14 protein-coding genes are annotated in these 13,465 nt (G+C 44.5%); 9 read left to right on the top strand and 5 right to left on the bottom strand.

Going from position 1 to position 13,465, the window contains the following annotated elements:
• The coding region (locus RH85_RS01760; protein ID WP_006710464.1) for a cold-shock protein at positions 1-164 on the bottom strand (164 nt) is incomplete at its 3' end.
• A gap of 734 nt (positions 165-898) precedes the next feature.
• Here RH85_RS01760 and rodA point away from each other — a divergent pair.
• The 6 genes from rodA to lldD all read left to right on the top strand — a co-directional run bounded on the left by rodA (position 899) and on the right by lldD (position 6,800).
• Complete coding sequence (gene rodA, locus RH85_RS01755; protein WP_006710463.1) at positions 899-2,008, top strand: rod shape-determining protein RodA; 1,110 nt, start codon at positions 899-901, stop codon at positions 2,006-2,008.
• Between the two features lie 219 nt (positions 2,009-2,227).
• Positions 2,228-2,614, top strand: a complete 387-nt coding sequence (gene gloA / locus RH85_RS01750) for a lactoylglutathione lyase (protein ID WP_006710462.1) — start codon at positions 2,228-2,230, stop codon at positions 2,612-2,614.
• 9 nt (positions 2,615-2,623) lie between these two features.
• Complete coding sequence (locus tag RH85_RS01745) at positions 2,624-3,724, top strand: alkene reductase (RefSeq protein ID WP_006710461.1); 1,101 nt, start codon at positions 2,624-2,626, stop codon at positions 3,722-3,724.
• Positions 3,725-3,985: 261 nt separating this feature from the next.
• Positions 3,986-4,516, top strand: coding sequence for a YbhB/YbcL family Raf kinase inhibitor-like protein (locus tag RH85_RS01740; protein WP_006710460.1), 531 nt, complete (start codon positions 3,986-3,988; stop codon positions 4,514-4,516).
• Positions 4,517-4,548: 32 nt separating this feature from the next.
• Complete coding sequence (locus RH85_RS01735) at positions 4,549-5,316, top strand: helix-turn-helix transcriptional regulator (protein ID WP_006710459.1); 768 nt, start codon at positions 4,549-4,551, stop codon at positions 5,314-5,316.
• 350 nt (positions 5,317-5,666) lie between these two features.
• Positions 5,667-6,800, top strand: coding sequence for an FMN-dependent L-lactate dehydrogenase LldD (gene lldD, locus RH85_RS01730; protein ID WP_006710458.1), 1,134 nt, complete (start codon positions 5,667-5,669; stop codon positions 6,798-6,800).
• A 42-nt stretch (positions 6,801-6,842) separates the two neighbouring features.
• Here lldD and RH85_RS01725 read toward each other — a convergent pair whose 3' ends face one another.
• The 3 genes from RH85_RS01725 to RH85_RS01715 form a co-directional block, all read right to left on the bottom strand.
• Positions 6,843-8,096 carry a peptidoglycan DD-metalloendopeptidase family protein gene (locus tag RH85_RS01725; protein ID WP_006710457.1) on the bottom strand — a complete coding sequence of 418 codons (1,254 nt, stop codon included), beginning with the start codon at positions 8,094-8,096 and terminating at the stop codon, positions 6,843-6,845.
• Positions 8,097-8,359: 263 nt separating this feature from the next.
• Complete coding sequence (locus RH85_RS01720; RefSeq protein ID WP_006710456.1) at positions 8,360-8,659, bottom strand: isoamylase early set domain-containing protein; 300 nt, start codon at positions 8,657-8,659, stop codon at positions 8,360-8,362.
• Between the two features lie 74 nt (positions 8,660-8,733).
• Positions 8,734-9,363: a hypothetical protein gene (locus tag RH85_RS01715; RefSeq protein WP_006710455.1), complete on the bottom strand. Its 630-nt coding sequence runs from the start codon at positions 9,361-9,363 to the stop codon at positions 8,734-8,736.
• A gap of 77 nt (positions 9,364-9,440) precedes the next feature.
• On the opposite strand from RH85_RS01715, the gene RH85_RS01710 reads away from it, so the two are divergent.
• The 3 genes from RH85_RS01710 to RH85_RS01700 all read left to right on the top strand — a co-directional run bounded on the left by RH85_RS01710 (position 9,441) and on the right by RH85_RS01700 (position 12,573).
• Complete coding sequence (locus RH85_RS01710) at positions 9,441-9,872, top strand: GFA family protein (protein ID WP_006710454.1); 432 nt, start codon at positions 9,441-9,443, stop codon at positions 9,870-9,872.
• Between the two features lie 255 nt (positions 9,873-10,127).
• Positions 10,128-10,790: a YoaK family protein gene (locus tag RH85_RS01705; RefSeq protein WP_006710453.1), complete on the top strand. Its 663-nt coding sequence runs from the start codon at positions 10,128-10,130 to the stop codon at positions 10,788-10,790.
• Between the two features lie 412 nt (positions 10,791-11,202).
• A complete protein-coding gene (locus RH85_RS01700; RefSeq protein WP_006710452.1) occupies positions 11,203-12,573 on the top strand; it encodes a YjiH family protein in 1,371 nt (456 codons plus the stop codon).
• Positions 12,574-12,730: 157 nt separating this feature from the next.
• Here the strand turns inward: RH85_RS01700 and RH85_RS01695 are convergent, their stop codons facing one another.
• Positions 12,731-13,384 (bottom strand): GntR family transcriptional regulator, encoded by a 654-nt coding sequence (locus RH85_RS01695; RefSeq protein ID WP_005595225.1) that lies wholly within the window; start codon positions 13,382-13,384, stop codon positions 12,731-12,733.
• Positions 13,385-13,465 lie beyond the last annotated feature (81 nt).

Below are 13,465 nucleotides of genomic sequence, written 5' to 3'. Positions count from 1 at the left end.
ACTTCGAAAGACACTTTTTGGCCTTCGTTAAGAGTTTTGAAACCTTCAGAAGCGATAGCACGGAAGTGTACGAATACGTCTGCGCCGCCGTTATCTTGAGTTAGGAAACCGAAACCTTTAGTTTCGTTAAACCATTTTACAGTACCAGTAATTGAGTTAGACATTTTATGCCCCTTATTTATTTAATTTAAGAAGAGTTCATTGTTAACAGTATGTTAACTTCTTGAATTATATCATGTTTCGCTAAAATAAAAGGGAAACGCCTAGCGACAAAAACTGTGTTTTGATACTTGAGGTTTTACTTGTACTTGATGCTGCATTTAATAACTCTTTGAACAACTGAGCGGTATAATAACGACTGCTTGTTTTTTGTATAGTCTTTTTTTTACTTTTCTTATGCTTTTCTGTTCAATAATGTTATGAATGTCTAACTTTCAACCTCCTAGAGCAATCTTTGCTCTGTTCGATCGAAAATGCATCGCTATGTTTTGCAAACTCTAAACGTTCTGTCGCAATAACAATGGAAAGTTACTGGTGTTACCGCTCTATGGCATTTCTCTTTTACCTTCTGACCTAGTTTTAACTCGCGGATTCTCCCTAGACGTCCCTCTGTAATAGGTAAGACTCAAGCTGAGTGTCAAAAGCCACGGCGAAAATTATACACAGCAGATTCGAACCACAATCCCGTTTCAGCCGAATGTTAAACCAATGGCACTACAAGTATAAATCCTGTAAATACAGTCGGTTACATTCAAGGCTAGCGACGCATATTTTGTTACCTAGCTCATAACCTGTTTACTTAACTTGAAAACTTAACTTTCACTCTGCAATTGTTTATTGTTTTTCCGCACAATCAGGATTAAATTTCGCATCACTTTTCATTTTAGATGTTTCGCCTGTGCTGCGTATTCGCCCTCAATTAGATTATCCACTGCTCGCTGCGATTTGTTTTTTAATTGCGGCTGGTAGCATTAGTGTTTGGAGCGCTAGTGGCTTTAGTGAGCCCATTTTAGAGCGCCATTTAGCCCGTGCTGTCATTGCCATTGGCGCACTTGTGGTTCTTTCTGCCGTACCGGCTAAAAAGCTGTGCGATGTCGCCCCGCCGCTATTTACCTTAACAGTATTATTGCTATTGGCGGTCGTCATCGCTGGCGATGCCACCAATGGCTCTAAACGTTGGTTAGCACTCGGCCCAATACGCTTCCAGCCTTCTGAGTTAGTGAAGGTCGCCGTACCCATGATGGCAGCTTGGCTAATTGCCAAAGATCCCGGAGCGCCAACATTTAAAAAGATTGGCCTGTGCTTAGCGCTTACCGCAATGCCTGCGGGCCTTATCGTCATACAACCCGATTTAGATGGCGCCATTTTCACCGTCATCTATTCACTATTCGTATTGTTTTTAGGTGGGATGAGTTGGAAAATCATCGCCTCTGTGATTGGCATCGTCGCCACTGCTATCCCCATTTTGTGGATCTTCTTTATGGAGAGTTATCAGAAAATGCGCGTGACACAATTCCTCAATCCAGAATCAGACCCACTTGGCGCAGGTTACCAAATTATTCAGTCGCTCGTTGCTATTGGCTCTGGCGGTATTCGTGGTAAAGGCTATATGAATGCGACCCAAGGTCAGCTGGGCTTTATTCCTGAAAGCCACACTGACTTTATCTTTTCTACCTTTGCGGAAGAATGGGGATACTTTGGTAGCGTCGCACTGATCACAACCTACCTCTTTATTGCCGGTCGTACACTGTGGCTTGCAAGCCAAAGTGACTCAGCTTATGGCCGTTTAGTCATTGGCGCATTGGCCATGAGCTTTATGCTTTATGCGTTTATTAATATGGGAATGGTGAGCGGCTTGCTACCGGTAATGGGCAGTCCACTTCCCTTTATCAGCTACGGTGGTACCGCGATGATCACTCAAGGCGCCTGTTTTGGCATCATCATGGCACTAGCGCCAAGAAGACGTAAAGCCGGAACCCCATTCTCAGCAATGGGCCATGCTAACTAAACGTCGATTCATACCTATTCAATGCCTTCTAAAGCCAGAGCCTCGCTCTGGCTTTTTCGTTCTGTTTAACTCCCCCGACAATTACAAATTCACGTCATAACGTAAAATTATCATTTTAATAATCAGTGATAATTTTACGTTTAAGCTGAATGAGCATATTGTTTCCCTCAGATTCGGGTTGTCGAGACACTACAGCCCTTTCCCATGTTGAGGTGAACGATGAAATTTCTCCATACTATGATTCGAGTTACCAATCTCGAAAAATCCATTGAGTTTTACACCCAAGTGTTAGGCATGAGTGTATTGGACCGCATGGATAATACTGAATACCGCTACACATTAGTGTTTGTTGGTTACCCAGACCAATCAGATGCAACAACGATAGAACTAACCCATAACTGGGATACCGACCAATATCAACTCGGAGATGCATTTGGTCACCTTGCATTGGGTTGTGAAGATCTCTATGCCACCTGCGATCAGATCCGCCAGTTAGGGGGCAATATCACTCGTGAACCCGGCCCACTAAAAGGCGGCGAAACGCATATCGCGTTTATCAAAGATCCCGACGGCTACGCCATCGAACTGATTCAAACCAGCAAATAAGGCCTGATCATGAAAAATGCATTGTTCCAACCGATTCAGCTAGGCTCATTAACGCTAAATAACCGCATTGTGATGCCACCAATGACCCGATCTCGTGCAAGCCAACCTGGTAATGTCGCGAATGACATGATGGCGACCTATTATGCACAACGTGCGTCAGCGGGTTTGATTGTCGCTGAAGGCACGCAAATTTCACCGCAGGGTCAAGGCTACGCTTGGACTCCTGGTATCTATTCAGCTGAGCAAATCGCTGGATGGAAGAAAGTCACCGATGCTGTTCACGCTGAAGGCGGAGCAATCTTCGCTCAGCTTTGGCATGTCGGCCGAGTCACTCACCCAGACAATATTGGTGGTGAGCAACCTATTTCTTCATCTGCTCTAAAAGCGGAGAACGTAAAAGTATTCATCGATAATGGCACTGATGCTCCTGGTTTTGTGGATGTAGTCGAACCACGAGCTATGAACCATGACGATATTAAACAAGTAATTGAACAATATCGCCAAGCGGCACTTAATGCGATTGAAGCTGGCTTTGATGGCATCGAATTACACGCTGCGAATGGTTATTTGATCAATCAATTTATCGATTCTGAAGCGAACCTACGCACTGACGAATATGGTGGTTCAATTGAAAATCGTCTACGTTTTCTTGCAGAAGTCGTTCAAGCCATGACTGATGCTATTGGGGTAGAACGTGTGGGTGTACGCCTTGCTCCTTTCACTTCATTAAATGGCACAATAGATAAAACACCGGTGGAAACCTACACCGCGGCGGCGGCACTACTCAGTAAACTCAACGTCGTTTATATCCATATTGCAGAAGTAGATTGGGATGATGCACCCGAGACACCCGCCCATTTCAAGCAAGCGGTGCGCGATGCTTATCAAGGCACGATTATCTATGCCGGCCGTTACAACACCGACAAAGCCGCACACGCTGTACAATCTGGTTTAGCTGATATGGTCGGTTTTGGTCGTCCATTTATTGCTAACCCCGATTTACCTCGTCGCATCGAAAACAACTACCCGTTAGCACAGCATGATCCGGCCACACTGTTTGGTGGCGCAGAGCAAGGGTTGCTCGATTATCCGGTGTATAACGCCAATTAATCAGCCAAGCTGAACACGGTTTATATAATCAAAAGGCGAACACTGCCCCCCAAGTGTTCGCCTTTTTTTCGTCTGCATTAACCTAAACCATGCGATGTTTTGTTTCGGCTCAGCAACGGCATTCGCCTTTATCTCACGCAACTATTTACTTAAAAACTCATAATAATTAAAATTGAATTAATTATGAGTTTTTAAGTAATCATTTTTACTGTGTTTACTTCTATGATTAGTCCTGTAGCCGAAACCTAAAAAGGAACTAAGATGAAATTTTTCAAACTCGCACCTGTACTACTTCTTGCTTCATTTGCTAGTTCAGCAATGACCTTAACCAGCCAAGACATTCAAGAAGGCTCGCGAATTGCTGATACGTTTGCTTTTAATAGCTTTGGTTGTAGTGGGGATAATTTATCGCCACAACTTAGCTGGAGCGATGTGCCTGCTGGAACAAAAAGCTTTGCGATTACCGCTTATGATCCTGATGCACCAACGGGCAGCGGCTGGTGGCACTGGGTTGCGGTCGATATCCCTGCGAACGTCACTACGCTTGAACGAGGCGTTTCAGGTAAATCAATCAAAGCAGACGAAATGAAAAATGACTATGGCTTAAAAGGCTTTGGTGGCGTTTGTCCTCCAAAGGGAGACGGAATGCACCGCTACGAATTTACCGTATTCGCCTTACCAACTGAGAAACTAGAGCTGCCACAAGGAGCATCGAATGCTCTGATTGGCTTTATGCTCAACTCAAGTGCACTCGATAAAGCGAAAATTACTGCGACATACGTCAACGAGTAACTCGTACAACGTAAAGAAACAAGGATTAGGGCATGAACAAACCACTACTGCACATCACACATTTCCAAGGTAAGCGAGAGCAGCCTTTGCACAACGTGTTCATTCATGCCCCTACCCTTTATTGGGTAGAACAAGGCCACAAACAACTTTGGTGGCAAGAGCAATCCTATGAGTTCAATCGTGCAAACTGGCTTGTGGTTCCCGCAGGTCAGTATCTCACTTTCGTTAATACCCCAATGCAGAACAGCTTCCATGCGCGGGCAGTCACTTTTTTCCAACCCCCTCCAGCAGAGTGGTTAAATCAAGAGGCATCCTCTGGCGGCAGCGCGCCGATGGTGAAAGTGAATGACGCTCTGCGCTATTGCTTTGAGATCATTTGCGACATGTCCAACAAAGATCTCTCTGTACACACTCAACAACAGTTGCTACTGGCATTCTATGCTGAACTTCGTCACATCGGTGCTCTACATCTACTTTTTCCTAATGATAATCAGCAAGTCCGCGATAAACTCGCCACTTATTTGAGTGCCGCTCCCGGTGATGATCATAAGATCGAAGTCGCTGCGCAGCACTTGGCGATGAGTCGTGCAACTCTAACTCGTAAACTTGCTGCAGAAGAGACCAGCTTTCGACATATATTGACCGAAATTCGCATGTCTCATGCGCTCGGTTTGTTGCAAAGAAAGTTTAGCCAAATGGACACTGCGCTGGCCTGTGGCTATCAGTCTGAAGTGCGCTTTACTCAGCGATTTAAAGAGCAATTTGGTTTAACACCGCGCCAATATCAGATGACACTATAGCCATCATTGAGTTGGGTAAATGCCATGTTGTTGTCCACATTCTGGCATTTTCCCCAAGCTCATCACCCAACGACTTTTCACCCACTTCTTGCTCGTTTCCTTACAACGTTTCACGCCTTAATTTGTCGCAATTCACTCGAGTTATTTACCCATTTTTAGAATAAATAATTTCGATTAAATCGATATATCAATATATAACAAAACTGTAACATCACTCACTAAACCCCAATGCCACATTACCTACGCTGTAACAGCCAGCGCTGTCAGGAAAAGGCCGTCATACGGACAAGTAAAAAGGAAGAGCTTTAACTGGCTTCATTTCAATACGAGCGACTTATAGGACCTACGTTATGATCATCTCCGCTTCTACAGACTATCGTGCAGCCGCAAAAGCTAAGTTACCTCCGTTTCTTTTTCATTATATTGATGGTGGGTCATATAACGAGCATACGTTAAAGCACAATACTGCCGACTTATCTGCGATTGGACTAAGGCAAAGGGTATTAAAAAACATGGCTGATTTAAGTTTGGAAACCGAATTATTTGGAGAAAAACTTTCAATGCCAATTGCCCTTGCTCCGGTTGGATTAACCGGCATGTATGCACGTAGAGGCGAAGTTCAGGCAGCGAAAGCCGCTGAGAACAAAGGCATCCCTTTCACTATGTCTACGGTTTCCGTTTGTCCGATAGAAGAAGTGGCACCAGCGATAGAACGACCAATGTGGTTCCAATTGTACGTTTTGAAAGACCGCGGTTTTATGCGCAATGTGCTAGAACGGGCTAAGGCAGCGGGCGTAACAACCTTAGTTTTCACCGTTGATATGCCTGTACCCGGCGCTCGCTATCGCGATATGCGCTCAGGCATGAGTGGCCCAAATGCAGCAAGTCGCCGTATGTGGCAAGCGATGTGTCATCCACGTTGGGCTCTTGACGTCGGACTACTGGGCAAACCACACGATCTTGGTAACATTTCAGCCTATCGAGGTGAACCGACAAAGCTCGAAGATTACATCGGCTGGCTGGGTAACAATTTTGATCCTTCCATCAGTTGGCAAGACCTTGAATGGATTCGCGACTTTTGGGATGGACCGATGATCATCAAAGGGATTTTAGACACTGAAGATGCAAAAGATGCGGTGCGATTTGGCGCCGATGGCATTGTGGTATCAAATCACGGAGGAAGACAACTTGATGGTGTACTTTCCACTGTAAAAGCGCTGCCAACCATTGCTGATGCAGTCAAAGGCGATCTTAAAATCTTAGTCGACTCAGGTATTCGTACCGGCTTAGACGTAGTGCGTATGATTGCTCTGGGGGCAGACTGCACCCTACTAGGGCGGTCATTCGTCTACGCCTTAGCAGCCCAAGGGCAAGCGGGCGTTGAGAATTTGCTCGATTTATACCAAAAAGAGATGCGCGTGGCGATGACACTAACCGGAGCTAAAAGCATCGCAGAACTTAATCACGACTCTCTGATTAAATAGCCCAAAAAAAAGCGAACCACATGGTTCGCTTTAAAATTGTTGTTAACTCGCGTTATTCGCCGAGCCCTGCTGAGCAATTTTTAGTTCTTGCTGCTTAAGCATGTTATCCAGTTTGTCACGTCGTGCGACAAAAGCCGGCATATCCGCTTTTGATACCGAACTCGCCATTGGGATGTTCGCTTTCATTGCATTCACCGCTCTGCCACGCACAATCAATTCATAGTGAATATGCGGCCCAGTAACACGGCCAGATTTGCCCGATAAACCAATGCGTTGACCCCGTGTTACCTTCTGACCTTTGCGTACCAATATCTTACTCAAATGCAGGTAACGCGTTTTATAAGTGCTGCCATGTTGAACAACAACATAATTACCCGCATATGGGTGGTTACGCGTCATGATAACCACACCATCACCTGTAGATACGATGGGTGTTCCTACCGGCGTAGCCCAATCAGTTCCGTTATGTGGAGAGACTCGGCCCGTCACAGGATGCTTGCGATGAGCATTAAAATTAGAACTCAGTCGATAGTTACCCGCAATTGGTTTACGCTGAAATGCGCGTTGTAAGCTATCGCCATTTTTATCATAGTACTGGCCATCTTCATGCAGATATGCCGTATATTCGCCACCTCGATTCATGATCTTAATCGCTTGAATTTCACGATTTCCCGTCAGTTGATCATCCACATACTGACGAAACTGCACTACTTCAAAGGTATCGCCTAGGCGTAAATCACGGGAGAAATTGATTTTGTCTTTCAACAAACCGACAATTTGCTCAATCTCTACATTGCCCAACCCGAGTTTATTGACTGATTGGGAGAAGCTACCATTTATCTCACCAACCAAAGCGTATTCTTTCCACACGCCCGGGATTTTAACATCGGTAAATTCGTAGTCGCCATCAACCGTGCGCGAGTACACCGCACGTTCAACAAGGCTGAACTCTAATTCCATCTTAGCAAGGTGGTTCGTTTGCTCATCACGCCAAAAGCGCAGAGTATTCCCCGGCTTTAACGTATCGAGCGCCAAGTAGTTAAGATCTGTCTCCATGATTTTCATCATGTCACTGTACGCAAAACCAAGACGATCAAAAATAGAGCTCAAATTGTCACCGGCTTGAATATGATATTCATAATCCGGCATATCGACATTCTCAACGCTGTCATTAAGAATGGTATCAACTAACTGGGTGTCATTTAGAGAAAGATCAATCGTGCGGATTTTGTTGGTTGTGCCACCAAGGGTAGTCAATACGACAATCGCTACCGCAGGTAAGCTCAAAAGCATCATTCTCTTGCGTTTCGTAAGCTCAGAAACGCGCGCTTTTATTGTTCTCGCTTGCACTGTTTGACCTTATAACAATTTAATTATTCATTAATTCATGTAATACGTTTTTATAGCCACACGTTACGTATGGGAAAAATCGCTATAAGATTACGGATTTCTGCTTCTTTTGTCACCCCATCCGACTAGGTATGCGATCAAAAAAGGCGCAATAATGCGCCTTATTTTATTCACTTGATGGGTAAGTAACCACCAACTTATTGAATTTATTATTGATACGTGGTTAGCAAACCATTGTCTTCACCAAAACCATTTGGCGTATATTGATCAGCGCTTGGGTCGTTAATCCAACGACTTTCATCAACAAGGTAACGAAATTCAAACTGTTGATCTTTTGGTAAGCGTGTTTTGAATCGATAGGATTTCGTTTTAGCTACTTTTTTCATCACGATTGGTTGCCAATCAGAAAAGTCTGCTACTAGGCAAGCTGACTGTTCAACTTGCTCTTCCGGTAACTCAAACGTTACTTCCACTTCGTCCTTGGTTTTAAAGAAACGTTTATTAATCATGTATTACTCCATTAACAACAAGAAAATTTGCTTAACCAATATAGGCAATTAATGGAATAGTCACAAGCGGAGGCTTAAGGTAATGAAATAAAATCTAATTTTTCGTCAAGACGATAATTACCAATCAAAGCATCGGCAGGTAAATCTGCATAAGACTGTTTAGCTCCATGTTGACGGTAACTCAGTTGCACTAACGAGGATGCGTAACTGAGATTATCAACGGCAATGCGATCGCCAAGTAACACCGTATCAATTAGCACCAATCGCTGACGCTTAAGATCATATTCAAAGCTGGTCAAATAGTAGAAAACTCCGCTGCCTTGATTTGATACTGTCATCACCGACACATATTGATGCTCTGCGACCTCCACCAGCCTTTGCAAGCTCACGCTAACTTGGCCGCGATCAGAACCCGAATCGTAGCGGCCTGTTGCCCAATGATTTTCCGCATCAATATGATCAACAAGGGCAAACGCATGACTTTCCGGCACGCTTATAGTCCAAGGGTTAGGCGTTGACAGGGCAAAGACTTGCTGCATCACACTATCTTGGCGCTCAGCTTGGCTTTGTGCTTGAGCAGGAAACTTGGCCAATATCTCTTCATCATCGAGACTAAAACGGTAGACACCAGCAATAATCACAACCACCAGCAATACAATAGGGATCAGAAGAATCAATGGAATAGGAAGTAGACGTCTTTTCATTTTTACGCTCAGATTGTAAATAGCTCAGCTTGGTGATAAACCTTAACAGTAGCAGTTTGTTATCTCAAGGATTGGCCATGACTCATCACAGCTTACATCACACTGTTAATCCGCTACCCACACGCATTGCGCAATGCAGTTGTGGGCAAGTCAACCTCATCTGTCACGGCGACCCGGTTCGTACTGCAATATGTCATTGCTTTGAATGTCAAAAAAGAACCGGTAGCGTATTTGGCGTTCAAGCGCGTTTTCACCGTTCTCAAATCAACCATAGTGGCGAACTCACAGAGTACTCTCGGATCAGCGATTCTGGTCATCAGGTGACGTATTCTTTCTGCCCTCGCTGTGGCACTACAATGCTATTGGCGCTTTCTTCAGCACCGGAAGATTTCGTCGTCCCTGTAGGCGTTTTCAATCAACAAGACCTTCCTCAACCCAGCTTTTCGATATACGAACAACACAAACAAGGTTGGGTGAAATTTGATTGCCAAATTGAGCAGATTCAATAGTTTGCCAACCAAGATAAAGTAAGCGTTTACCAACCTCACCTAAGCTTGATTAATTAGTTTCTCACCCTTATTGATTGCAGCAGTTCAATAAGGGACAGCGCCAACTTACAACGGCCATAATGACATTGTCTTTATCAGCAAATTTTATCGACAAGGACAATCAAAATTTAATTTAGCGAAAGATCGCGCTAACTTTCACTACCGAACTGCTCTTACCAGCGCTATAATCCACGCCTAGTTTTTGGGAGTAAATTTGTGATTTCTCGACTACCACGCTGGGTGGAATACGGAGCATTCCTACTTGCCCTTCTTGCAGGAATAGTCAACGCGATTGGCTTGCTTGGTTTTCAACACCAAGCGGTTTCTCATATCTCCGGTACAGTAACGCTGATCGGCACCAGTATCGAAGCACTTGACGGCATGACCAGCCATCTCTTCATGATTTTGTTGAGTTTCTTAATGGGTGCAACCTTAAGTGGCGCGTTTATGGAAAGCACGGCGCTTAAGTTAGGCCGTCGTTATGGCTTTGCGCTGTGTATTGAAGCCGGTTTACTGTTCGTCGCTTACTTGCTGTTAAAGCAAAACATCACTTCTGGGCAATACTTTGCTTCCGCAGCGTGTGGTTTACAAAATGCCATGATCACCACTTTTAGCGGCGCGGTAGTGCGCACCACGCACATGACCGGTATCATTACCGATCTTGGCATTATGATTGGCGCGCGACTGCGCGGTGAGCGTTTTGACTATCGTAAAGCCAAACTTTTTCTGTTTATTTTTGCCGGATTTCTATCTGGTGGTATTGCTGGCGCGAAACTGTATAGCCTCTATGCAATCGGCTCTCTGATGGCGCCAATCGCCCTCGCGCTTATACTTGCCATCGCCTATTGGTTTTATCTCTTTCAGAATCGAGCGCGTTGATTTCGCGCTCCACTTCTCATTGCAACATCTCCCCGAGCCAACTAACCTTGACTCAACGATCTGCTTTCGATGGATGATGAGATCAAGTCATTGACTTCTAAGTAACCATTCACAATTAGATTCACAAACTCGGCGTTTGCATCTTTTATTCTGTTTACGATGTATTCATAACCTACGTATCGCCATTTCTTGATCGTTACGCAGCGCAATGATGAAGCACATCGAGATATAATACCTTGTTTTACTGCTTAGAAAACATTAAATCGTGAATATTTAGCGAACATTAATGAATAGTCTTGCGATAAAAGCAGAAAACCAGTAGTCTTGCCTGCAATGACTGAATAAGGATGTTTAGTGAATATATATGCCAAGGACTCGGTGTATATTGACTAGTTGTAACATGAGATTCCTAATGAAAAACAGTACTCAAACCACCGAGACAAACAAAACCAAAGGCAACTTTTGGGTCTTCTTTATCCCATCGTTGATCGGTGTGTTCCTTTTCATGGCCCCTGTAAGCTACAACGGTGATATCACTATCCCTGTTGCTATCTTAGCGAAATCAGTTCAAGCCCTATTTGGCGATTTCCTGATTGAGATGATCACTGCCATCGTTGCTTTTATGGCAACCGCTTCTCTACTATGCCGAATTAAAAATCCAGCATTCATTGCTAACAGCCATTTTTTGAATGGGTTATTTAACCCAACCCCACTTTGGTTAGCGGTGCGCGTTCTTGGCGGTGCCGCCATCGTGATGACTTATTTTCAACTCGGTCCAAAAGCGATTTGGGAACCAAACACTGGTGGCTTAGTTCTTGAAGGCTTGCTACCAACACTGTTCTCAGTCTTTATTTTTGCGGGCTTGTTACTGCCACTACTACTTAACTTTGGTCTACTTGAACTGTTTGGTACCTTACTCGCAAAAGTAATGCGCCCTGTATTTAACCTACCGGGTCGTAGTGCTATTGACTGTATGGCCTCGTGGTTAGGTGATGGTAGTGTTGGTATTCTATTGACCAGCAAACAGTACGAAAACAAATTCTACACGGAAAGAGAAGCGGCCGTTGTTGGCACCACATTCTCAGCAGTATCGATTACTTTTAGCCTTGTGGTCATTGCGCAAGTCAATCTTGAACACATGTTCTTACCTTTTTACGGCGCGGTCTGTTTAGCCGGTTTTGTTGCAGCGATCATCATTCCTCGCCTACCACCGCTATGCTACAAAAAAGACACGTTCATTGATGGTACTAAGCCTGCACATGATGCCGATGCGATTCCTGAAGGTCACTCTAGCTTCACTTGGGGCATGGAACTTGCGCTACTCAAAGCTGGCCGCGTTAAATCTTGGAAAACCATTCTCACTGAAGGCGTACATAATGCCGTTGATATGGTGTTTGGTGTGCTGCCAGTTGTCATGGGCTTAGGTACTGTTGCCTTAATCATTGCTGAATACACTTCGGTATTTACCTTCTTGGGTCAACCGTTCGTTCCATACCTAGAATTACTCGGTGTACCGGAAGCAGCTGAAGCATCTAAGACTATCGTAATTGGCTTTGCTGACATGTTTATTCCATCAATCCTAGCAGCGTCTATCGATAGTGAAATGACTCGTTTTGTGATTGCGGCAATGTCAGTAACTCAGTTGATTTACATGTCAGAAGTAGGTGCGTTACTGCTTGGTAGCCGTATTCCTGTGAACATTTTTGAACTGTTTGCCATCTTTATTCTTCGTACGTTGATCACATTGCCTGTTATCGCTGGTGTTGCACACCTGATTTTCTAAGCAAGTCTGTGATGCCATTAATCAAACGATGGCATATCGATACAAACACAAAGGGCAGTCCATTGGACTGCCCTTTCTTTTTGCGTTGGATTTCGCCTAAGGTGTGAACTGAATCGGCGACGCCTCAGCGCACCAAGTTATCACGACGAAAGTGGTGTTATTTACGTGGTTTGATGCTGCGATAGGCAACATCGGTCAGATAGTCATTGAGACGATGAGACGCCGCAACGGCCTCTTCAGCATCGGTGTGACTCACAGCTCTTAATACTGCGGCATGCAGCGATGATGCGGCAACAAGATCTTGCCCTTCATCCTTGTAAGCAAACCAAAAACGGCGTGACAAGCCTTGCAATGGAGCCATCGCCAATTCCAGATATTCGTTATCAGCTGCTTTGACTAATAGCGTATGGATCTCTTTAAGCAATTCCGCGTATTCAAAATCGTCACGATTTTGCGCACAAATTTCTAAGTCATCGGCGAGTTGCTGCATTTGTTGCTTTTCATCCACGCTGGCGCGTGACGCAGCATAGCGAACACAGAGCGCCTCAATATCACGGCGTACTTCCAATATTTTCAATTGGCTTTCCACTGAGATCGGTGGAATTTGAATACCTCTACGTGGGTGGATTTCTGCCATACGCTCATAGGAGAGTCGCTGCAATGCCTCACGTACTGGTGTTCTTCCTAGGCCTAAATTTTCGGCCAATTGCTTTTCACTCACCATACTTCCCGGCTCTAGTTCGCGGAAAATAATCATTCTCTCAAGCTGATGATAAGCAACTTCATTCTTATTTACGGGGTTAATTTTCATTCCCTTTTGTTCCCTCGATAAATTCTTTAGTGAGCAATCTCACATTAAGGACGAAATTAATTGTACCACAAAAAATACGGG

The sequence above is a fragment of the Vibrio ichthyoenteri ATCC 700023 genome, from assembly GCF_000222605.1.
Taxonomy (GTDB): domain Bacteria; phylum Pseudomonadota; class Gammaproteobacteria; order Enterobacterales; family Vibrionaceae; genus Vibrio; species Vibrio ichthyoenteri.
Note: the sequence above shows the minus strand (reverse complement) of the source record. Positions and strands in the feature narration are given on the sequence as shown.